Genomic DNA, 19,016 nt, shown 5'->3' on the forward strand with positions numbered 1-19,016 from the left:
TATGGCAGAAAATAATAACCTATCTTTAGAAGAAATCAGTTCTACTATTAATGGTACTCAATTAACAGATGAAGAGATTGATTTTCTCTTACAGCGATTAGATGAGTTAAAAACTAATAATTCAGTAGGGCAGGTTGAAAGAGAGTTAATCGATTTTTTAGTTGAGCAACTGAATAGATTACAACAGAGCAGTCAAGAAGAAGAGCAAAGACAATCAGAAGAGAATGCTGTCCTAGAGAACTTTGGTAGTAGAGAAGAATCTAATCTGAAATCTTTATTACAGAATAAATTAGGAGAGTTTATAGTTCTTAATCTAATGACAGGTGGAGGTTGTTGTGTAGTAGAAGGGGTTTTATGTAAGATAGAAAGGGATTTTATTACTTTAATTGACCATAGGGAGTTAATTGAGGTTAAACTAGAGGTTATTGCTGCTATTAGAGAAACTCCGAACTCTTTTACTGATTATCATTCTTCTGCAAGTAAGAGTGAGCAAGCTCAAAAGAATTATCAAGACCAGTATTATTTAGAACAAAAGAAACGGATAGAAAGAGAATTAGGGCAAGAAGTAACTGAAGATAATTCAACTCCAAAAAAAGAAGATGACTATAGTAATCAAGATAAAGAATTTAAGGTTAATAAACGAAAAAAGAGTTATACTCAATTAGAAGATGGAAAGGAGAGATGATCCTCTCCTTAGTTTAGTAGGCAGGCTGGCAATATCTTTTTTTAGGAACTACACAAAGACAGGTTAAAATACATTGACTAATCTTTCGTCTATTAACTAGCTGTAAGATGACATCTTCAACTCGAATCTTTAGGTCATCAACCTTTGTTTTAGGTGGTAATTTAATAAAGTTACAGAAGGGAAAAGAAAATTCAGCAGCATGGACTGACTGTTGTGGAGTATCAGCTACATAAAACTTCTTTTCTATAATCAGACCTTGCACTATTACCTTTGGTCCTTCTGGTGCCTGGATTATTTTTTTGTTAGTAATTTTAGGCTTAATAAGAATTTTAGCCAATTGTTCTATATCTGGTTTTTGATCGGGAATAAGTAGAGTCTCTTCTTTTAGAAACTCTTTACAGATGCTTTCTGAAGGTAGTGAGTTAAAGTTATCATCAACAGTAACTAATTCAAATAAATTATCTTCTTCAGAGAAGTCCCCCACTTTAGCTACCTCCTTTCCAGAATACTATTATATTTATATTCAAAGCTATAGGGATTGTTCTTAAAAATATGTGATTATCTATTGAGTAGAGGAGGCAATAGAGATGTCTGGGCCAACAACAGAAGAAACTAAAGAAGTAACAATTAATCTAATAGAATCTATTATAGATCAGTATAAAGCTTTGGCCCATCTTTTAAATACTGAAGTAGCAAAATTGAAAGAGGTTAGTCGGTTATCTCTTTCTTTAGACCAGATAATAATCTTCCATCAGGAATTAGTTTCTATTATTAAGAGTATTACACAGATCCACCTAATACTCCACTTTAAATTAGAGTCTATTTTGAAGGAACAGAAGATAGATCTAATAGAATTAGATGCTTTAGAGGTAATTATATTTTTAGAAGTAGTAATAGATAATTTCTTACAGGTTGAAACTCAATTTATAGAACAGGTTAAGAAAAATTACAAGTTATCTAGAAGGAAGTTGCTTAGTCTAGAAAGAAGTTTAAAGTTGATTATTAAATCTGGAGAGAGAATGAAGGAGTCTTTACAAGCCGAAATAGATGAACTAGAATTATATCTGTAGTCAACTCCTACTAGGGAGTTTTTGTTTTTTTGTAACATTTCTTTAAGGGTAAGAATATCATATATTAGGGGAGAATAACTTTTATTATTTAGGAGGGATTAAGAATGTCAATGCCCGAGATTCCAGATAAGAGTCAAGAAACTGCTTTAATAGATTTATTAGAGTCTATTGCTTTAGAGGAGGCGGCATTGGCCCATCTTATAAATGCCGAGGCAGATAAGATAGAAAAGTTTATTAACGATTGTAAAGTAACACCTAATGAGATAATTGACTTCCAGCAAGAAGTCTCTAAAGTGCTCAAGACAACAATAAAAAAAGAGATGTTGCTTCAGTTTAAATTAGAAGATGTATTAGAGGCTCAAAAAAAAGAAGTAGTAGATTATTCTGAGGAAGATACTGAAGATGATCAATATCAGAGTAAATTAGAAAATGATAAGTGGGATGAGGAAGGTTATTATCAAGGCGATTATTATGAAGGTCACCTAGATGATTGATTTTATTTCTATAAGTGGGAAATAATTTATGTAACATTTAAGTTTAGCTTACCATAGTATATATCGAATTATTACTTAACCCATTTAAAAGGAGTTGGTAGAGGTGACAATGCCAGAAGTACCAGAGAGAGAACAAGAAGAATCTTTGACTGATTTACTAGAGTCAATTGCTTTAGAAGAGACAGCCTTGGCCCACTTTATGAATGCAGAAGCAGAAAAGATTCAAGCAGTAGCTACAATGATGGAAGAGGAAGATATTGATATGGAGGATGTGCTTGAATTTCAGGATAGTATATCTAAGTCAATGAGAACACCCATTAAGAAAGAAATACTACTGCAATTTAAGTTAGAAGATGTATTAGAGGCTAAGAAAGAGTTGGAAGACTGTTAACAATAATCTGAATATTAATTAAAACTCTCATCTCTTATGGAGGTGGGAGTTTTTAATTTGTAGTAAGGCTTGACTAAATTCTTCTGCTGAATCATACTGACTATCTTTATCTGGATGAATGCCTTTGTATAATTATCCTTTAGTCCTTCTAAACCTTCTATTGTTCTTTTTGAAACAGTTCCCTGAATTAGATAAATGCACATTAGTGTAGTCTCGTATAAATCTTTATTCTTATAATCGGGATGAGTTTCTGAACAATTTATTGCTTTTGCTAAGCTAAAATCAATTATCTTAAGCGTGCTAAGATTATCATCTTTAATTAATATATTCTTAGGGAGGATATCATAATGTAAGAATCCTATCTGATGAAGGTGTTCTAACCTTTTTAATAAATTTAAGATAATAAGAATTGCCTTATTTTGACTTCGTTTTTTGCTCGGAAACTGAAAATTACTGTCTCCAATCTTACCTCCAGGTCAGTATTCCATGACAATATAGGCTTTATCTTCTACTATAAAGAAATCATATAATTGAGGTAAGAAAGGGTGAACTCTATATTTCTTCATCACACTAGTTTCATGTTGGGCCAGTTTAATATCATATAATTCTTTGATAGCCACTTTAGATTTAGAATTAAGTTCTTTCGCCAAATAGACTACTCCAAATCTGCCATTTCCTAAAGGACTCAAATCAAGCTGATAATTTTTTAAGATTCTATTTTCCACCGTTTCCACAGGACTGTATTAAAGTTAAGTATCCTATTTTAAGTCAGCCTAAAGAATTCTTAACTTATTGAATTATCCTAGTACTTCATCTGATCCAATTGCTTATCACTCTCATATTCATTGTTGGCATACTAATGATATTTTCTCTAAGTTTGAATTTGAAACAGGGAGTTATAATGATATATCTACTGAGAATTTAGATATTGATAGAGTGAAAAATTATTGTTTATATATGGCTTTACAATCAAAAGAATAAATGGGTAGACCCTCTATCCATTTATTCTTGTAATAAAGGTTCTAATTGATTATACCAGATCCATTCTGGACTATATCGTTGCCTAACCTGAGTCTTAGAATGAATAACTTGATTTTTTCGCATAGAATTGAAGATGATTTCTGCATGTTCTTGATAATAGTCTTCTTCCGAAGGGTGATAATCTTCTATAGTATCAAAGCCAAAGTTTCGGGCATCCCAGCGCATAAAGTAAGCATTTAACTTCTTACCTAACTCCTCTAAAGCAGGAACAGCCTGATTTAGAACGAGAAAGTTACCTCTGCTAGCTGCTTCTAAGACGGTTAAGCCAAAGGATTCAGAATAAGAAGGACAGACAAAGAGATTAGAGAGAGTAAAGAGCTCTAGAACAGCTTGGCGGGGAATACCATTGGGATATCCTAAATCCGAGGTAAAGAAGAGGTCATCTTGAGCAAGACCAAATTTACCCCCTGTCTCTTTAATAATTACTTTATATAATTCAGGTTTAATATCAGTAGATTTAAAATCACAGAAGACTACTTTGATACTTTGTTCATTCTTCTTCTTCATTGCCCCTGCAAAGGCAGCAACCTTTTCAAACTTCTTACCAGTTGTCAATCTACCAGGATAGACTATGAGGATATCAGGAGATAATAAGTCTGTTTCTTCTGTAATTAACTGAGTTTCTTGACTCATATCTTCTAGTAAATTTAAACTATTATTAACAACTCGACATCTACCTTCAGGTAGGTTATATTGATTGGCTAGAGCAGGAATTCCTGAGTAGGTAGGATAGACATAGGTAGTATTAGGCATTGGTGTATAACGAGCAGAAAAGGGCCACTTAGGGTTAGTAGGGCGATTAACAGGAAAGGAATGAGTAAAGGCAATGAATTTAACTTCTGGTAGTTTTTCTTGGGCTTTACGCAGGGCTACATTATGAATTAGATGCCAACCTTGATAGTGGATATCATGCATAATACAGAAATCTACATCAGATAATTTAGTTACTAAGTCCTCGGCAATTACTTCTGCTTCTTCAAAAAAGGTATCATGTATTTCACCTTCTGGTTGAGAGTAATCATGCCAATGAATTTGTTGGTCCTGATAGGTGTTTTTGACTTTGGCCCATTGGACTCTATCATCTAGATAGATACCATTGCGAGCATCATCAGGACAATCTTCACTAACTAATATTTTAGTTTCTATATCATTATTAAGTAGCATCTTTAATTGCTCTGCTACTACATTGACTAAAGAATAGTTACGGTCAAGACCATTGAACATAGTTAAAATAGCTACTTTCATTAGTTATACCTCCTTTTTAATATATAAATTAACTTATTTATATTCTATTGATAGTTAAATAGGTAATATTATAGGTTTTATTTGGTATATAAACTTGTTTATTACTATTTAACAAGATAAATGTAACAAATAATTTTATTACTCATATTATATAGTAAAATCTTTGAAAGGAGGAATAAAAATGTCAATGCCAGAGATTCCAGATAGAGAGGAAGAGGAAGCTTTAGCTGATCTATTAGAATCTATTGCATTAGAAGAGACATCTTTGGCCCATTTTATGAATGCAGAAGCAGAGAAGATACAAGCTATTGTTCAGATGATGATGGATCAGGGAATGTCTCCAGAAGAGGTAATTGACTTTCAAAAGAGTGTCTCTAAAGTAATGAGAACTCCTATAAAAAAAGAGATGCTTCTGCAATTCAAGTTAGAAGATATTTTAGAGTACAAAAGAGAGCTTGAAACTACTACTAGCACAACATCTAGTACAACATCTAGTACGACTACAAGTACAAGCAGTACAACAAGTACTACAACAGTAGCTCCAGAAATGTGTGAATGTTGTATAGCAGGAAGTGGTAGTGCAACTCCTAAAGAAGGTAATCAATTTGGGGGAAATCTTGGTGGACAAAGAGTGGTTTTAGATGAATTATCAATCTGTACTGATGCTACTGAAGCACCTACAGAAAGAGAATTAGAATGTAATTGCAACGATAGTGTTGCTGGGACTAGTCAATTTGTGTATAAGATTCAAGAAACAACAGAAGGTAATGTAGATTTAATAATCAATCCAGAATCATTGGCAATAGAATGCCTAGCAGATCTAACTGAAGAAGAAGCAGAGATTAGAATTACTGGAGAAGGAACCTTAAATGGAGAAGATGTAACCTTTGTTTTTGAAGCTCAAGACCTTAAGCCACCTGCAGCAAATGATGAACTTAGTATGATAATTAGAAATGCAAACACTAATCAAGTATTGCATACTACTAATGGATTTATACCATTAAATGGAGATTTAGCAATAGGAACTTGTGCATAACAAAAGTATTTAATTAGTTCCTCCTATTTTTTAGGGGGATTTTTTTAATTATATATCCACTTTATACTTAGTCATTTATGAATATCAAATTATTATTTCTTAATAATGTCTACTATCTACCAATATATATTAGTAATGATGTTAGCAACTACATCTCTAATTCAAAATATTATTAAATATATGTTATATCACCATCTAAATTATCTATAATTATAAAAAGGGGGAAAAAAATGAAAGTTAATCAAGTTCTAGAAAAATCAAGAACATTTTTTCTTGATATATTAGATAGAGAAATAGAAGTAATTTCAATAATACCAACTGATGATGGATGGGATATAGAATTTGAAGTAGTAGCAGAGGATAAATATATGAGAAAGAAGGGACGAAATGATCTAATAGCTAAATATGAAGCTAAAATAGATAAAGAGTTAAATGTTACTTCATATACTAGAAAAGAGTTAAGAGAAAGAGGTTCATTAGAATAATCTCATTAGGGGGATTGTAATGAAGTTAAAAGATATAGAAGAGGAAGGTATGAAATCTTTTGTTGAGACAAATTATATAAAAAATATAGTAAATAGAGCTTTAATGTATTTAAAAACAGGTTATGCAATACATTTTAAAGGATTACCTGGTACCGGAAAGACTACTCTTGCTTTATATGTTGCTAAGCTAATGGATAGACCAGTTCAAATAATGTTTGGTAACGAAGATTTTGGAAGAAGAGACTTAATTGGAGGAAGTTTGGGGCTAACTAAAGAGGTTACCTATGATAACTTTATACATTCAGTAACTAAACATAAAGAAGATTATAATAAAGATTGGGTCGAAGGAAGATTATTAAAAGCTTGTAAGGAAGGTATGGTACTAATCTATGATGAGTTTACAAGATCAAGACCTGAAATAAATAATTTTTTATTATCTATTTTAGAAGAAGGGGTAGTTGAAATTCCCTTAACTAGTAGAAAAAGAAAACAGATTGAAGTACATCCTGATTTTAGAATAATATTTACTAGTAATCCAGAAGAATATGCTGGTGTGCATAAAGCTCAAGATGCATTAAAAAGTAGAATGATTACCTTAGAGTTGGATTTTCCGGATCGAGAAACTGAAATAAAGATAGTGAATAAGAATACAGGAGTATCTAAAAAGATTTGTCAGTCTATTGTTAATATAGTAAGGACTTTTCGACAAGATGCTAATAACAAATTTAATCCAACTATTAGATCAAGTATTATGATAGCTAATATACTAAAATCTAATAAACTTAATTTAGCTAAAGATCAAAAGATAATTCAGCAAATATGTATAGATGTTTTACTTTCAGAAACTTCAAATATTCAGATTAGTAGTGAAAGAAGAGAGGAGTTAGAATCTTTAATTAGTGAGTTACTTGTAGAATTTAATCTTTTAAAATAAATAACTTGTTAGGAGGAGATAGTGTGAATGATGATTTGACAGATAAAGAGAAGGAAGAAAAAGAAAGTGTCAAAGAGTCATCTAGTCAGAATAAATTAGAAGGATTACTTACAGGAGTATCTAAGATCTTTGGCATTTGTTCAGAAATGTTAAGTAATGAAGAGACATACAGAGAATATGAAGGTGAAATAGAGAAGGAGAATGATGTTGGCCCAGATATGAAAGGATTATATAAATTAGGTATTAAGATGGGAGAATTAGGTAAGAAGACTGAAGATTCACCTGAATTAAGAAGTATTCCTCCTAGTAAGTATCCTCCTCCTAAGATTAATGTAGAAGATAACGGAAGAGATATTATTGTTAAGATTGCTTTTAAAAATATTATAAAAGAAGAAATGAATCTTTTGCAAAAGGAATCATTGGTTATTAAGACTCAAGGAGGTACTGAGAACTCTAAAGAATTAGAATTTAGTCAAGAGGATTATAGAATTAAAGAAATTGAATATAAGTTTCCTGATTTAATAATAACTTTAACAAAGTTAAGTGAAAGAGGTGATTAAGAGCATGAATAAGTATTGTTTTTGTATAATAAGTGATTTTAATGATAATAAAGATTTAATCGAGGGTAAGGAATTATATGTAGTAGGTTATAAGGATGTAGCTATGGTAGTTGAAGATAGAGAGGTTGAAGCCGAAGATATATTTCCTACTAGAGATGAACTATCAAAGCATGAAGAAGTAATTGAAAGTATTATGGAAGAAAGAGAATTGATTCCTATGAGTTTTGGGCATGTTTGTAAGGATAAAGATGAAATAAAGAGTTTTTTGAGTAGTAACTATAATAAGTTAGTTAATTTATTTAATAAGATTGAAGGTAGCATTGAAGTAGGTTTGAAGGTTTTTTGGACTGACGAATCTTTTAGTGAAGAAATAGAAGACCAAGAGATTCAGGATTTAAAAGAGCAAGCAATGAAAGATGAAACTTCAGAACAGATGGAAATGGCAGAAGTAGGGAAATTAGTTGAAGAAAAAGTTGATGCAGCTAGACAATTTTATACTGAAAGAATATATAAGAGATTAGCAGATATATCAGCTGATAGTAAGTTGAATTCTATTCCTAATCCTAAAATGATACTTAATAGTGCTTTTTTAGTTGATGAAAGTAAGGAAGAGACATTTGATAAGTTGGTAAATGATATTTATGAGGAATATGAAGAGAAATTAGTCTTTAATTATACAGGTCCTTGGCCCCCTTATAATTTTGTAGAAGAAGAATTTACAGTGGAATAGTATGTTTGGAATAAATAGTATAATGAAGGTAGTTAAGATAGTATATGATCGAACAAAAGAGGAATATCTAGATGAAGATAAAGTTAGAGAGAAGTTATTAAATTTAAATTTAAAGTATGAGATGGGGGAAATCAGCGAGGAAGAGTATAAGACTCAAGAAGATAAATTAATGCAGAGAATTAAAGATATAAGGGAGTATAAAAAGAATCTCAGGAAAGAAGAAGGTGAAAAAAATAATGAATGATTTAGAGTTAGATAGAGAGCTAAGCTTATTAGATTTATTAGATAGATTGTTGAATAAGGGGATTGTATTAACTGGAGATTTAGTTATCTCAGTAGCAGATGTTGATTTATTATACGTAGGTGTAAGATTGATTATTACTTCTGTAGAAAATTTAGATAATGCTAAAAGGGCTGGTATATGTGAAAAATGATTTTATTTATTTATATGGTATTAGTAAGCTTGATACTAATAAATTGATTAAAGGTATTGAGAAACAAGAAGTGAAAATCATTGATTATTCCAATTTTTATGTTCTCTATAGTTATGTTAAGCAAAGTAAGTATAAAGCAAAGTTAAGTCGCTTACAAGAGCATAATAAAGTATTAAATTCTCTAATACAAGATGGTATAGTACTTCCTTTTGCTTTTGGAACAGTAATAGAAGATAGGAAACCTATTGATAACTTTGTAGAAACTAATACTGATAAAATTAATAGACTATTAGAGAATTATGAAGGGAAGATAGAAGTAGGTTTAAAAATATGTAGTAAACTAGAGCAAACAATAAATAAAAACAAATTAGAAAAGAGAACAGGAAAGTCCTATATGATGAGATTATACAATGATTATCAAAAAAGAAAGAACTTAATTAAAGACCTAAGACAAACGATTGATCCGCTAACTGATTTATTGGAGGAAAATAGTGATAAATATACCTCTGAATATATGGAAAACCCTCCTTTGATTTTTAATGCTTCTTATTTAATTAAAATAGACAAATTTAGTTTTTTTAAAGAAAGAATAAATAATTTCAAGACAACAACTAAGGATGATATAATTTATAAGTTTAGTGGGCCTTGGGCACCTTATAACTTTGTAAATTTTAAAGAAGGAGGTGATTTATTCTCTCATGTCAGATGATTATTCATCTTTAGAGGAAGAAGTCAGTCGACAAGCTGATAATATTAAAGAGAACTTTAATGATCGGATAAATGCTAATCAAGATAATGTAGAACAAGGATTAGCAAAACTTGTATTAACCTTAATCGAGTTGCTAAGAAGATTATTAGAGAAACAAGCAATGTTAAGAATAGAAAATGATTCTCTAAAAGATGAAGAAATAGAAGAGTTAGGTTTAACTTTTATGAAATTAGAAGATAAGATGGAAGAATTAAAGATTGTCTTTGATTTAGAAGATGAGGAATTAAATATTGATCTAGGGCCATTAGGCAGATTAATATAGAGGAGGGAAGTAGAAATGCCTTCAAATCGTATTACTCATTCTACAACAGGTTCAGGGGTAGGTGAAATATTAGAGAGGATATTAGATAAAGGAGTAGTTATTGCAGGAGATATAAGTATTGCTTTAGCAGATGTTGACTTACTTACTATTAAGATTCGTTTGGTTGTAGCTTCAGTTGATAAAGCTAAAGAAATAGGAATTGATTGGTGGACAATGGATCCTTCTCTTTCGTCATTAGCTCATGATAATAAGGGAGAAAAGGAAGAAATAGAAGAATCTAAAAATGAGAAATTAAACTCTTCTTCAGCTGATAAATTAGAAAGAACTGAGATTATAGAAAGGCTAGAAAAGATAGAAGCTAAGTTAGATGATTAAGTAAGGGAGGTTATTAAGTATTGGATAAAGGAATCTACTTTTACGGTGTGACTTTAAATAGAGAGTGGAAAGATTATAAAATTAAAGGTATAGATTCTAATTATCACCTTCATAAGATAAAAAATGGTGACTTAAATGGACTAATAAGTATAGTACCTTTAGCAGAATATGGTCATCCAGCAATAGATGAAAATATTGAGAATTTAAGTTGGTTAAAGGAAAAATCAGAGGTGCATATGAATATTTTAAGATCAGTAATGGATCATTCGCAGGTAATTCCTATGAAATTTTGTACAGTTTTTTATGGCGAAGAAAAAATAAAAAAATTGTTGGAGCAAAATTATACTGAATTATATGAAACATTAGAATATTTATCAGATAAAGAAGAATGGTCTTGTAAACTTTATGTTGATAAAGGAGGCTTTATAGAGAAATATAAAGAGTCTAAACAGGATTTAAATGATATTAATTCTATGTCTAAAGGTGCTTCCTATTTTAAGAAGAAGAAGTTGAATAATGAACTTGAAGAAAAGGCTAGAAAAGAGCTTTATAATATAGGTAATGATATATATAATCAGATTAAGGAGCTAGGAATAGAATGTCAACGAAATGATAATCTTGGACGAGAAATAACTAGGATAGAAAAGGAAATGATTTTAAATACAGCTATATTAGTAGATGATAGAGTGAAAGAAAAAATGATAACTAAGTTAAATAAGGAGCTTGATAGATTAAATAAAGAGCATATTGATATTGAATATACAGGCCCTTGGCCACCATATAATTTTATTTCTTCTTTTAAAGTAGAATAACAACTAAAATAAGGGCCAACATTGGCCCTTATTTTAGTTGTAGCCAAAGATTTTACTACGTAAACTAGTTTTAGGTTTATGATTGCTATTTTGGTCTATACTGCAGTAGCAGTTTCTTCAGCAACTAATCCAACAGCTTCAGCATAGCTTAACCATCTTTCTACACTTGCAATAACTACTCTAGCTTCAACAGACAATAATTCAATACCTACTAAAGATACTCTAGCGTAAGCATCAACAACAATACCTTTATCCAAAATTCTATCTACAACTTCTGCTAAACTGGAAGCATCTGTAGACTTCTGTAAAGCCATTACACTCCTCCTCCTTTCTTGAGATGATTATTCTATTACTATACATTATGATTGTATTGGGAAAATAGTTCGAATATTACTATTTCTATTTATATTTTTTGGTAATCAATTACACTATTTAATGCAAATTATATATTTTTTGCATTTATTTTGTTATATATATCTGAGATATGATTTCCAGTATAGTATTTTTAACTAATAAATGTAAAAAAACATATAATGTACTAAAGAAGGGAGGGGTTAACATGAATTTTAAAAGAACCTTGATTATAATACTAGTAATCTTAATTATTATTTTTTTAATTCTAATTAGTTTTTTAATTAAAGATTATTGGTTTACTAAAGTTGAAAATAGATCTGATCCAATTAAAAATACAGAAGATAATAATAACCAAATTTTCAATTTGAACAAAGAAAATACGACAGAACAAAATAAAGAAGATATTTATTCAAACAACACTTTAAATAACTTAAATAAATTAAAGCTGGCTCTCTTTCTTTATTTAAAAGAACATCATTATTTACCAGATGAGCTAACTGATTTAAAGGAAGAATATCTATCTCATATTCCTGTTGAAACTGTAACTGGTAAAAATGATGCTACAAATAAGTTAGATCTAACTGGTGGTTGGTATTATAACCCTGAACAAATAAATGATTTTGATGTAACTAAGATTATTGATAAAGTTTTGAAACCTAATATAAATTCAGTTCAAAAGTCTAGAAGAGAATTTACTCCTTATCACATTATGGTTAATAGAAGCAAACATAAATTATATATAATACAGAATAATAGAAAAATCAAAAGTTATCCTATTGTTGTAGGAGGAGCAGAATCTCCAACTCCAGTAGGAGAGTTTAGAATAAAAAATAAAGTAAGATTAACTGGTAAACAGAAGAAAATATACGGACAATATTGGATAGGAATTGATTTATGGACTAAAGGAGGTAGTTATGGAATTCATGGGATAACTAATACTGACCTAGATATTGTTGAGCAGTATTCCAAAGGGTGTATTAGAATGAAGAATAAAGATTTAAAGCAATTATATGATTTCATTCCTATTAAAACTAAAATAGTAATAAAGTAAGTTGTAATTTTAAGATATTTTTATTTTAGCCAAGCTAAAGGCGAGCTAAGCCAGCCAATAATTTTAGCTAAGTTTATCTTACGTTGTAAAAATATCTTCTTTATAGTTCTGTTATTGAGTTTATGAACTAGTTTATCATATTGAGTATTAGAAAGACTTGCCATTAGCTTACGTAGTTTATATGAAGTCTGATAGTCATTTCTTAGACTCTTAGTTAACTTATTATAGTCTATCCGATTTATGATAGATTTAGTTACTAAGAGTCCACTTTCAATAGAGCTGAGTTGACCAAAACCTAAAAAAGGCATAATAAAGCCACCAGCATGACCAATAATATATGTATTATTAAACTGTTGAGTCTTAGTTCTCCCAATTTCATATTTATCTATTTGAAAGGTATCTTTAATTCTAAAAGAGAAGTTAAGTTGAGATAAAAATTTAGTCCATAACTTATCACTATCTACTATATCATGAGGCGTAGCAATTGCCAAAGAAGCCAGTTTATGCCCTAAAGGTAGTAAGTATCCATAGCCTTGAGGTGCAAAATTGTGGTTTAACCACATTTTAACTGTAGTTGGCTCAAACTTTCCTTCAATTGTAGCACCAATTATTTTAACTGATATGTCAGTCTGTTGCCATTGCCCTAAATTTTTTACTGTAGCAGGGTCACCAGTAGCAATAATGACTTTATCAAAACTTTCTTTTAAAGTGTTATAGTCAGGTTCAGTATTTAATTTAATAGGGCAGGAGACTAGTTTAGCTAGTTGATTCTCTAAAGATCGTTCATGATTACCTCGAGCAGTAATGTAACCAATATCTCCTACAATGGTAGCAGTTTCAGTTGGCCCGTAAAACTTAATCTTTCTAATAGGAAGAGTGGGTTGTAAAGGTAATTCATGATTTAAACTTAGGTAGTAGAAGGCATCAGTAATTGGTAGATTAATTAAGTGCATCATTGCTTCTCCATTAACAAATCTAGCTCCGGCTTTATGTTCTTTTTCAAAAACAACAGGTTGATAACCAGCTTTTTTTAATTTATAAGCTGCTGTCAACCCACTAATTCCACCACCTATAATAGCTATTTTAATTATAATTCCTCCTTTGTTTATTACTTTAAACTAAATTTGAAAAATAGAGTAACAAACTATTTAGTTGAGGTAATTGTTTGATTGAATTAGATATTCTTTGAGTTAATTCAGACCAAGAATTAATATTTATAAATGTTTGATAAATCGAATAAGTTAGAGTGAACAGAAAAGATATGATCAAGCTATAAAGCAATAAATTAACTAGTAAAGTGGTAAATTTATCAAATAATTTGTACATTGCTGTTAAGCTCCTTTAATTTAAGTATTTATATTTATTTTGTATAAACTCAAGAAAAATATGTAAAATAATATACCATAGGATAAGAGTAAATCTCTTATCCTATGGACCTAAGTTAATTTCTATTATTGTTTCTTCTGTTGTTGCTGTCCAGTTTGACGAGCTTTAAAGGAAGGTTCTTCTTGTTCAACATAATTGACTCGATTCTCTAATTGCTTAGCAGTATTCTGGATATCCTGAGCAAGTTGATTATACATCTGTTCAGCTTGTTTATCATTAGTGCTTAGAGCATAACTTTCTAAGTCAGATTTAGCTCCTTCTAAGCTAGTAAGAGTCTGGTGTAGTTGATTGCCAACTGTCATATTGTAGCCTCCTTTCTCATCCCATCAATTATAATAACCAGAGAGAGAGAAAATATAATAAGATAAATTAGGTAGAAGGATAAAGGATTTCCTGCAAGAATCAAGAAAAATATAAGATGATTATGCTAATAATAAAAAATAGAGGAGAGTCTGCTATTAAAGTTGTAGAGTGCTTAGTAGATGCAGAAAAAGTAGCAGAACTTAAGACAAAAATGTTAACTGATCTATTTGTTAGCTTTTGACAAAAAATCAGCTATATGCTATGATAACACAAAGATATAACAGGTTATACCTAAAGGAGGAGAAGAGTATGAAGAAGCAAATAAGAGAGTTAGCAATGACAGGATTATTGATTGCATTAGTGGCTGTAGGTACTATGGTGATTAAAGTTCCTACACCAGCTACAAATGGTTATATTCACCTAGGAGATAGTATGATTTATCTGGCAGCCATTTTATTTGGTCCTAAAGTAGGTTTCTTAGCTGCAGGAATTGGATCGGCTTTAGCAGATCTATTATCTGGTTATAGTCATTGGGCAGGGCCAACTTTTCTAATCAAAGGAGTAGAAGGATTAATTATTGGTTATATTGCTCAACGAGGATATAAAGAGGTTTCATTAAGGTTTAGAGATTTACTGGCTGCTTTAGTAGGCGGAGCTTGGATGATTGGAGGTTATTTTGTTGCTGGAGCTATTATGCGAGGCAGTTGGGCTGCAGCTATAAGTAGTATTCCAGGCAATATTACTCAAGCAGTAGGTGGAGCAGCAATTGCTTTCCCAGTAATTTTTGCTCTGCTAAGAGCAAATTTGTCTCAAGTAATAGCTGATTAAAAAAGAAAGGTGATTGGTTATGGAAGCAGGTAAGATAGGAATTAATGAGCTTAAAGATTTAGTATTAGATAAACTTTCAAAGCAGAACTCTGAAGTTTTAGTTGGCCCGAAAATAGGAGAGGATTCAGCAGTTATTGATTTTGGGGAATTTGTAGCTGTAATGTCTACTGATCCTATTACAGGAGTAGAAGAAGGAATGGGTAGTTTAGCTGTAAATGTAGCTTGTAATGATATTGCAGCCAATGGAGCAAGACCTATTGGGATTCAACAGGCTTTATTGATTCCGCCTGAAACTGATGAAGAAGATGTAGTAGCTATTGTAGAAGATATCAATCAAGCTGCTAAAGATTTAGAGATAGATGTATTAGGTGGACATACAGAAGTCACTGATATAGTTAAACAACCTTTAGTATCTTGTACGGCTATTGGTAAGACTAATAAAGAGAAATTTGTTACTTCTGCTGGAGCTAAAGTAGGAGATGACATTGTAGTTACTAAGTGGGTTGGCTTAGAAGGAACATCTATTTTAGCTAGTAGCTTTGAAGAAAAATTACTTAATTTGGGAGTTGCAGCAGAGACAATTCAATTAGCATTAGATTTATCTAAAGATTTGAGTGTTGTTCCTGAAGGGTTATTAGGTGCTGAGTTAGAGGTTAATGCTATGCATGATGTAACTGAAGGTGGTTTATATGGTGCTTTATATGAATTAACTTCTGCTGCAGAAGTAGGTTTTGAGATTCATAAAGAGAAGATACCTCTTCATGAAACTACTAAATATATTACTCAAGCATTAGAGGTTAATCCTTATCAGCTAATAGGTTCTGGAATGTTAGTGTTAACTACTCCACAAGGAGATAAATTAGTAGAGGAATTAGCAGAATCTGAAATCAAAGCATCTACTATTGGAAAGATTATTTCAGAAGATAGAATTATTAATACTAAGCAGGGAAAAATAGATATTAATTCAGCTCCAGAAGATGAACTATGGCGTATCCTAAGTAGAGAAGATAATTAGTAAGAGGGGATTAATAATGAAGAAAGCTATCTGCAAAGAGTGTAATAATATTATGCGTACTAAGACTGAAGATGGAGAAAAGAAGTACTTTTGTAAGTATTGTGATGATCATACTCGATATGAGATAAAAGATGTTAGAAACTTCTGTGATAGATGTGGGGAGCAGGTAGAAGTGATTAAAGGCTGTGGTAGTATTAGTTTCTTTTGCGATAACTGTAATGAATTGAGGTCAAAAAAGAAAGTAGAAACTAAATATTTTGATTTAAAAGATTAAATTATTGATAAATAAATTTTAACCTAGAATTAGCCGGGTAAAGAGTCCCGGCTTTTTTGCATTATCTGATATCTAATTAATTATGAATACAAAATAATGGAGGGATATAATGAAGGAAATAGAGGTTGTAGGAATCAGTGCTGGACGTAAAGGTAAAATTACTGAATCAGCAATCAAATCGGTACTTGAAAAAAGTAATTTGTCACATTCATTTTATTCATTATCTAACTTTGAAATATTAACTTGTGATGCTTGTAATGGATGTGTAGAAGATCATCAGTGTGTAAAAGATGATAAACTCAATGAGATATTTAATGCTATGAAAGAGGCTAAGGTCATTATATTTGGAGCACCAGAATATTGGGATGGAATCAATGCTAAGGCAAGAGCGTTTTGGGAACGTATCTGTTTCAGTAGTAGACACAATTGTTCTTTTCCTCTAAATAATAAGTTAGGAGTAATTATTGGAGTTAGTGGAGATGGTGACTCTAATGAAGCAATAGATGATCTATTAACTTTTACTAATGATGCTCGGATTGATGTAATTGAACAAGTAGAAATCCAAGGAGAATATGCTTGTTTTACTTGTGGTTACGGAGAGCAATGTGCTGTTGGTGGTTATGTAGAATTATATCCATTAAATACTCCAATAACTAATAAAAGAACTCCTGATTTAGTGAATCAACATCCTGAGAAAAATAAAGGAAAAGATATAACTAATAATCTTAATAATTTAGGCAAGAAATTGAAGAAAATAATAGGAGAAGTGGAGGAATAAATATGAGTATGTTTCAAAAATTAATGGCTAGTATAGGTATTGGAGCTGCTAGAGTTGATACTTTATTAGAGAAGAAACAAATACAGCCAGGAGAAGAAGTAAAAGGACAGATTAAAATTTATGGTGGGAATATAGAGCAGAAGATAGATAAATTATACCTGTATGTAATGACCCAGTATGAAAAGGAAGTTGATGATAAAAAGACGATTGCCGAGGAAAAAATTCAACAGGTTGATATTTCAGTTGATCAGACTATCCAACCTGAAGATGAGACTGAACACTCTTTTTCATTTATCCTAGATAAGCAGACTCCTATCTCTAATAGCCGATTTCCAGTCTGGATCCATACAGGTCTGGATATAAAAAGAGCAATTGATCCTAAAGATAATGATAGGTTAGAAATACTTCCGCATAAATATTTAAAAGTAGTTTTAGATGCTTTAGAGGAACTAGGATTTAAGATAAAGAGCATTGAAAATGAATTTGTAAGAACAGGTAAGTTTCCTTTTATACAGGAGTTAGAATTTAGACCTACCAATTTATTTAGGAATGAATTAGATGAACTAGAAATGGTGTATTTTATTACTGATGATGCTATTCAATTATTTTTTGAAATTGATCGTAGAGGCAGAGGAGTAACGGGATTATTTTCTGAAGCTTTAGATTTAGATGAAAGTCAAGAAAAACTAAGGATTAATAAAACCCAAATAAAAAAAGGATCAACTCAAGTAGCGGAGTTGATTAAAGACTTTATCGAATGTTATATTTAAGTATTGACTCAGAGGTAGAATTGCCTCTGAGTTTTTATTTATTCGTTACCTAGTCACTTATGAACATAAAAAAATACAAAACTACAAAAAAATACATTTGCATTTCCAAAAGATATAAGAGAAAATATATTCGTCGAAGACTTTTATAAGTTATAGAAAACAAATAAGATGTAGCAGTTAATAGAAAGAGGGGTTATAAAATATGAAAACAAATACAGTTTATTATAAATTTATAACATATATTCTTATATTCACATTGATTTTTCCTTTTGTATCTGGATTTGTTTTAATTACACCAGCTTATGCAAGTAATGGTTCCAATAGTTTTTTTAGTTTGATTAAGGGTCTATTATCGATATTTTTTTCTATCCTTTTTAAGTAATGATTCTGATGAAAGTAGTTCTCCAGATAATAACCAAGCTAATGAAGGATTAGGTGACATATATGAGCCAGCAAATAAAGAAAGTAATAATCAACAACGATTAAATTTAAGTGACCAAGAATTAGACACACTAGCTAGAGCTGTATATTCAGAAGCTAGAGGAGAACCATATGAAGGACAGGTTGCTGTAGCATCAGTAGTTATTAATCGAGTTAAAGCTCCTAATTTTCCAAATGATGTGAATGGTGTTGTATACCAAAAAGTGAATGGTAGTTATGCTTTTTCAGCTGTTTTAGATGGTCAAATTTATCTTGAGCCTAATACAACTGCTTACCAAGCAGTTGAAGATGCATTAAATGGTTGGGATCCATCTAACGGCACCTTATATTATTATAACCCTATCACTGCTACATCTAGTTGGATCTTTGAAAATACAGAACCAGTAAAGGAAATTGGTAATCATCTTTTTGCTAGATTAAAGTAGGCACATCAACTGTGCCTCTTTTTTTGTTTTTTGGTATAAATTATTATAAAATAAATTTATAAACATAT

The 19,016-nt window shown here is 30.8% G+C and carries 29 protein-coding genes and 1 pseudogene; 24 read left to right on the forward strand and 6 right to left on the reverse strand.

The annotated features are described in order from the left end of the window. Nucleotide 1: 1 nt before the first annotated feature. The gene (locus tag ACYQ39_RS00865; RefSeq protein ID WP_459839986.1) at nucleotides 2–685 is read left to right on the forward strand and encodes a hypothetical protein; all 684 of its coding nucleotides are present in this window, start codon (nucleotides 2–4) and stop codon (nucleotides 683–685) included. Between the two features lie 13 nt (nucleotides 686–698). Here ACYQ39_RS00865 and ACYQ39_RS00870 read toward each other — a convergent pair whose 3' ends face one another. Then, complete coding sequence (locus tag ACYQ39_RS00870; protein WP_459839987.1) at nucleotides 699–1,169, reverse strand: SPOCS domain-containing protein; 471 nt, start codon at nucleotides 1,167–1,169, stop codon at nucleotides 699–701. Nucleotides 1,170–1,272: 103 nt separating this feature from the next. Between ACYQ39_RS00870 and ACYQ39_RS00875 the strand changes: the two genes are divergently transcribed. The 3 genes from ACYQ39_RS00875 to ACYQ39_RS00885 all read left to right on the forward strand — a co-directional run bounded on the left by ACYQ39_RS00875 (nucleotide 1,273) and on the right by ACYQ39_RS00885 (nucleotide 2,640). Continuing rightward, entirely contained in the window at nucleotides 1,273–1,755 is a 483-nt protein-coding gene (locus ACYQ39_RS00875; RefSeq protein WP_459839988.1) for an alpha-helical endospore appendage domain-containing protein, read from the forward strand. Nucleotides 1,756–1,859: 104 nt separating this feature from the next. Next, nucleotides 1,860–2,249 (forward strand): alpha-helical endospore appendage domain-containing protein, encoded by a 390-nt coding sequence (locus tag ACYQ39_RS00880; protein WP_459839989.1) that lies wholly within the window; start codon nucleotides 1,860–1,862, stop codon nucleotides 2,247–2,249. Nucleotides 2,250–2,358: 109 nt separating this feature from the next. Next, on the forward strand, nucleotides 2,359–2,640 hold the full coding sequence (locus ACYQ39_RS00885; RefSeq protein ID WP_459841599.1) for an alpha-helical endospore appendage domain-containing protein: 282 nt from the start codon (nucleotides 2,359–2,361) through the stop codon (nucleotides 2,638–2,640). A 14-nt stretch (nucleotides 2,641–2,654) separates the two neighbouring features. Here the strand turns inward: ACYQ39_RS00885 and ACYQ39_RS00890 are convergent. Continuing rightward, a pseudogene (locus tag ACYQ39_RS00890) lies at nucleotides 2,655–3,374 on the reverse strand (protein kinase domain-containing protein). A 58-nt stretch (nucleotides 3,375–3,432) separates the two neighbouring features. On the opposite strand from ACYQ39_RS00890, the gene ACYQ39_RS00895 reads away from it, so the two are divergent. After that, nucleotides 3,433–3,621 (forward strand): DUF7164 domain-containing protein, encoded by a 189-nt coding sequence (locus ACYQ39_RS00895; protein WP_459839990.1) that lies wholly within the window; start codon nucleotides 3,433–3,435, stop codon nucleotides 3,619–3,621. A gap of 21 nt (nucleotides 3,622–3,642) precedes the next feature. Here ACYQ39_RS00895 and ACYQ39_RS00900 read toward each other — a convergent pair whose 3' ends face one another. Then, nucleotides 3,643–4,926: a glycosyltransferase gene (locus ACYQ39_RS00900; RefSeq protein WP_459839991.1), complete on the reverse strand. Its 1,284-nt coding sequence runs from the start codon at nucleotides 4,924–4,926 to the stop codon at nucleotides 3,643–3,645. Between the two features lie 181 nt (nucleotides 4,927–5,107). On the opposite strand from ACYQ39_RS00900, the gene ACYQ39_RS00905 reads away from it, so the two are divergent. From ACYQ39_RS00905 to ACYQ39_RS00955, 11 genes are all read left to right on the forward strand, one after another. Next, nucleotides 5,108–5,962 (forward strand): alpha-helical endospore appendage domain-containing protein, encoded by an 855-nt coding sequence (locus ACYQ39_RS00905; RefSeq protein ID WP_459839992.1) that lies wholly within the window; start codon nucleotides 5,108–5,110, stop codon nucleotides 5,960–5,962. A 230-nt stretch (nucleotides 5,963–6,192) separates the two neighbouring features. Beyond that, entirely contained in the window at nucleotides 6,193–6,447 is a 255-nt protein-coding gene (gene gvpO / locus ACYQ39_RS00910) for a gas vesicle protein GvpO (RefSeq protein ID WP_459839993.1), read from the forward strand. 19 nt (nucleotides 6,448–6,466) lie between these two features. Continuing rightward, the gene (gene gvpN, locus ACYQ39_RS00915) at nucleotides 6,467–7,381 is read left to right on the forward strand and encodes a gas vesicle protein GvpN (RefSeq protein WP_459839994.1); all 915 of its coding nucleotides are present in this window, start codon (nucleotides 6,467–6,469) and stop codon (nucleotides 7,379–7,381) included. A 23-nt stretch (nucleotides 7,382–7,404) separates the two neighbouring features. Beyond that, entirely contained in the window at nucleotides 7,405–7,941 is a 537-nt protein-coding gene (locus ACYQ39_RS00920) for a hypothetical protein (RefSeq protein WP_459839995.1), read from the forward strand. Nucleotides 7,942–7,945: 4 nt separating this feature from the next. Continuing rightward, on the forward strand, nucleotides 7,946–8,671 hold the full coding sequence (locus ACYQ39_RS00925; RefSeq protein ID WP_459839996.1) for a GvpL/GvpF family gas vesicle protein: 726 nt from the start codon (nucleotides 7,946–7,948) through the stop codon (nucleotides 8,669–8,671). A gap of 1 nt (nucleotide 8,672) precedes the next feature. After that, nucleotides 8,673–8,915, forward strand: a complete 243-nt coding sequence (locus ACYQ39_RS00930; RefSeq protein ID WP_459839997.1) for a gas vesicle protein GvpG — start codon at nucleotides 8,673–8,675, stop codon at nucleotides 8,913–8,915. Further along, complete coding sequence (gene gvpJ / locus ACYQ39_RS00935) at nucleotides 8,908–9,105, forward strand: gas vesicle protein GvpJ (RefSeq protein WP_459839998.1); 198 nt, start codon at nucleotides 8,908–8,910, stop codon at nucleotides 9,103–9,105. The genes ACYQ39_RS00930 and gvpJ overlap by 8 nt, the downstream gene beginning before the upstream one ends. Then, nucleotides 9,095–9,814 (forward strand): GvpL/GvpF family gas vesicle protein, encoded by a 720-nt coding sequence (locus ACYQ39_RS00940; protein WP_459839999.1) that lies wholly within the window; start codon nucleotides 9,095–9,097, stop codon nucleotides 9,812–9,814. Before gvpJ ends, ACYQ39_RS00940 begins: the two co-directional genes overlap by 11 nt. Continuing rightward, nucleotides 9,804–10,136, forward strand: a complete 333-nt coding sequence (locus tag ACYQ39_RS00945; RefSeq protein ID WP_459840000.1) for a gas vesicle protein K — start codon at nucleotides 9,804–9,806, stop codon at nucleotides 10,134–10,136. Before ACYQ39_RS00940 ends, ACYQ39_RS00945 begins: the two co-directional genes overlap by 11 nt. A 15-nt stretch (nucleotides 10,137–10,151) precedes the next feature. After that, complete coding sequence (locus ACYQ39_RS00950) at nucleotides 10,152–10,511, forward strand: gas vesicle protein (RefSeq protein ID WP_459840001.1); 360 nt, start codon at nucleotides 10,152–10,154, stop codon at nucleotides 10,509–10,511. A gap of 20 nt (nucleotides 10,512–10,531) precedes the next feature. Next, entirely contained in the window at nucleotides 10,532–11,323 is a 792-nt protein-coding gene (locus ACYQ39_RS00955; RefSeq protein ID WP_459840002.1) for a GvpL/GvpF family gas vesicle protein, read from the forward strand. Nucleotides 11,324–11,418: 95 nt separating this feature from the next. Here the strand turns inward: ACYQ39_RS00955 and gvpA are convergent, their stop codons facing one another. Further along, nucleotides 11,419–11,637, reverse strand: a complete 219-nt coding sequence (gvpA, locus tag ACYQ39_RS00960) for a gas vesicle structural protein GvpA (protein ID WP_459840003.1) — start codon at nucleotides 11,635–11,637, stop codon at nucleotides 11,419–11,421. A gap of 245 nt (nucleotides 11,638–11,882) precedes the next feature. On the opposite strand from gvpA, the gene ACYQ39_RS00965 reads away from it, so the two are divergent. Then, nucleotides 11,883–12,728 carry a L,D-transpeptidase gene (locus tag ACYQ39_RS00965; protein ID WP_459840004.1) on the forward strand — a complete coding sequence of 282 codons (846 nt, stop codon included), beginning with the start codon at nucleotides 11,883–11,885 and terminating at the stop codon, nucleotides 12,726–12,728. A 20-nt stretch (nucleotides 12,729–12,748) separates the two neighbouring features. On the opposite strand, the gene ACYQ39_RS00970 is transcribed toward ACYQ39_RS00965, so the two are convergent. Continuing rightward, the gene (locus tag ACYQ39_RS00970) at nucleotides 12,749–13,837 is read right to left on the reverse strand and encodes an NAD(P)/FAD-dependent oxidoreductase (RefSeq protein ID WP_459841601.1); all 1,089 of its coding nucleotides are present in this window, start codon (nucleotides 13,835–13,837) and stop codon (nucleotides 12,749–12,751) included. Nucleotides 13,838–14,179: 342 nt separating this feature from the next. Next, nucleotides 14,180–14,416, reverse strand: a complete 237-nt coding sequence (locus ACYQ39_RS00975; protein ID WP_459840005.1) for a DUF1657 domain-containing protein — start codon at nucleotides 14,414–14,416, stop codon at nucleotides 14,180–14,182. A 116-nt stretch (nucleotides 14,417–14,532) separates the two neighbouring features. Here ACYQ39_RS00975 and ACYQ39_RS00980 point away from each other — a divergent pair, with 116 nt between their 5' ends. From ACYQ39_RS00980 to ACYQ39_RS01010, 7 genes are all read left to right on the forward strand, one after another. Beyond that, nucleotides 14,533–14,658, forward strand: a complete 126-nt coding sequence (locus ACYQ39_RS00980) for a hypothetical protein (protein ID WP_459840006.1) — start codon at nucleotides 14,533–14,535, stop codon at nucleotides 14,656–14,658. A gap of 68 nt (nucleotides 14,659–14,726) precedes the next feature. After that, entirely contained in the window at nucleotides 14,727–15,245 is a 519-nt protein-coding gene (locus ACYQ39_RS00985) for an ECF transporter S component (RefSeq protein WP_459840007.1), read from the forward strand. A gap of 19 nt (nucleotides 15,246–15,264) precedes the next feature. Then, nucleotides 15,265–16,260, forward strand: a complete 996-nt coding sequence (locus ACYQ39_RS00990; protein WP_459840008.1) for an AIR synthase family protein — start codon at nucleotides 15,265–15,267, stop codon at nucleotides 16,258–16,260. Between the two features lie 16 nt (nucleotides 16,261–16,276). Continuing rightward, entirely contained in the window at nucleotides 16,277–16,534 is a 258-nt protein-coding gene (locus ACYQ39_RS00995; RefSeq protein WP_459840009.1) for a zinc ribbon domain-containing protein, read from the forward strand. A gap of 109 nt (nucleotides 16,535–16,643) precedes the next feature. Then, the gene (locus ACYQ39_RS01000; protein ID WP_459840010.1) at nucleotides 16,644–17,312 is read left to right on the forward strand and encodes a flavodoxin family protein; all 669 of its coding nucleotides are present in this window, start codon (nucleotides 16,644–16,646) and stop codon (nucleotides 17,310–17,312) included. A 2-nt stretch (nucleotides 17,313–17,314) separates the two neighbouring features. After that, the gene (locus ACYQ39_RS01005; protein WP_459840011.1) at nucleotides 17,315–18,082 is read left to right on the forward strand and encodes a sporulation protein; all 768 of its coding nucleotides are present in this window, start codon (nucleotides 17,315–17,317) and stop codon (nucleotides 18,080–18,082) included. A gap of 584 nt (nucleotides 18,083–18,666) precedes the next feature. After that, entirely contained in the window at nucleotides 18,667–18,948 is a 282-nt protein-coding gene (locus tag ACYQ39_RS01010) for a cell wall hydrolase (RefSeq protein ID WP_459841603.1), read from the forward strand. Nucleotides 18,949–19,016 lie beyond the last annotated feature (68 nt).

The sequence above is a fragment of the Halanaerocella petrolearia genome (assembly GCF_054657875.1).

Bases quoted from the DNA above. Each gene is read 5' to 3' on its own strand.
- ACYQ39_RS00985 (WP_459840007.1), top strand. From the start codon at position 14,727: ATGAAGAAGCAAATAAGAGAGTTAGCAATGACAGGATTATTGATTGCA.
- ACYQ39_RS00925 (WP_459839996.1), top strand. From the start codon at position 7,946: ATGAATAAGTATTGTTTTTGTATAATAAGTGATTTTAATGATAATAAA.
- ACYQ39_RS00990 (WP_459840008.1), top strand. From the start codon at position 15,265: ATGGAAGCAGGTAAGATAGGAATTAATGAGCTTAAAGATTTAGTATTA.
- gvpJ (WP_459839998.1), top strand. From the start codon at position 8,908: ATGAATGATTTAGAGTTAGATAGAGAGCTAAGCTTATTAGATTTATTA.
- gvpA (WP_459840003.1), bottom strand. From the start codon at position 11,637: ATGGCTTTACAGAAGTCTACAGATGCTTCCAGTTTAGCAGAAGTTGTA.
- gvpN (WP_459839994.1), top strand. From the start codon at position 6,467: ATGAAGTTAAAAGATATAGAAGAGGAAGGTATGAAATCTTTTGTTGAG.
- ACYQ39_RS00945 (WP_459840000.1), top strand. From the start codon at position 9,804: ATGTCAGATGATTATTCATCTTTAGAGGAAGAAGTCAGTCGACAAGCT.
- ACYQ39_RS00930 (WP_459839997.1), top strand. From the start codon at position 8,673: ATGTTTGGAATAAATAGTATAATGAAGGTAGTTAAGATAGTATATGAT.
- ACYQ39_RS00975 (WP_459840005.1), bottom strand. From the start codon at position 14,416: ATGACAGTTGGCAATCAACTACACCAGACTCTTACTAGCTTAGAAGGA.
- ACYQ39_RS00875 (WP_459839988.1), top strand. From the start codon at position 1,273: ATGTCTGGGCCAACAACAGAAGAAACTAAAGAAGTAACAATTAATCTA.
- ACYQ39_RS00865 (WP_459839986.1), top strand. From the start codon at position 2: ATGGCAGAAAATAATAACCTATCTTTAGAAGAAATCAGTTCTACTATT.
- gvpO (WP_459839993.1), top strand. From the start codon at position 6,193: ATGAAAGTTAATCAAGTTCTAGAAAAATCAAGAACATTTTTTCTTGAT.
- ACYQ39_RS00995 (WP_459840009.1), top strand. From the start codon at position 16,277: ATGAAGAAAGCTATCTGCAAAGAGTGTAATAATATTATGCGTACTAAG.
- ACYQ39_RS00905 (WP_459839992.1), top strand. From the start codon at position 5,108: ATGTCAATGCCAGAGATTCCAGATAGAGAGGAAGAGGAAGCTTTAGCT.
- ACYQ39_RS01005 (WP_459840011.1), top strand. From the start codon at position 17,315: ATGAGTATGTTTCAAAAATTAATGGCTAGTATAGGTATTGGAGCTGCT.
- ACYQ39_RS00885 (WP_459841599.1), top strand. From the start codon at position 2,359: ATGCCAGAAGTACCAGAGAGAGAACAAGAAGAATCTTTGACTGATTTA.
- ACYQ39_RS00880 (WP_459839989.1), top strand. From the start codon at position 1,860: ATGTCAATGCCCGAGATTCCAGATAAGAGTCAAGAAACTGCTTTAATA.
- ACYQ39_RS01000 (WP_459840010.1), top strand. From the start codon at position 16,644: ATGAAGGAAATAGAGGTTGTAGGAATCAGTGCTGGACGTAAAGGTAAA.
- ACYQ39_RS00900 (WP_459839991.1), bottom strand. From the start codon at position 4,926: ATGAAAGTAGCTATTTTAACTATGTTCAATGGTCTTGACCGTAACTAT.
- ACYQ39_RS00980 (WP_459840006.1), top strand. From the start codon at position 14,533: ATGATTATGCTAATAATAAAAAATAGAGGAGAGTCTGCTATTAAAGTT.
- ACYQ39_RS00950 (WP_459840001.1), top strand. From the start codon at position 10,152: ATGCCTTCAAATCGTATTACTCATTCTACAACAGGTTCAGGGGTAGGT.
- ACYQ39_RS00965 (WP_459840004.1), top strand. From the start codon at position 11,883: ATGAATTTTAAAAGAACCTTGATTATAATACTAGTAATCTTAATTATT.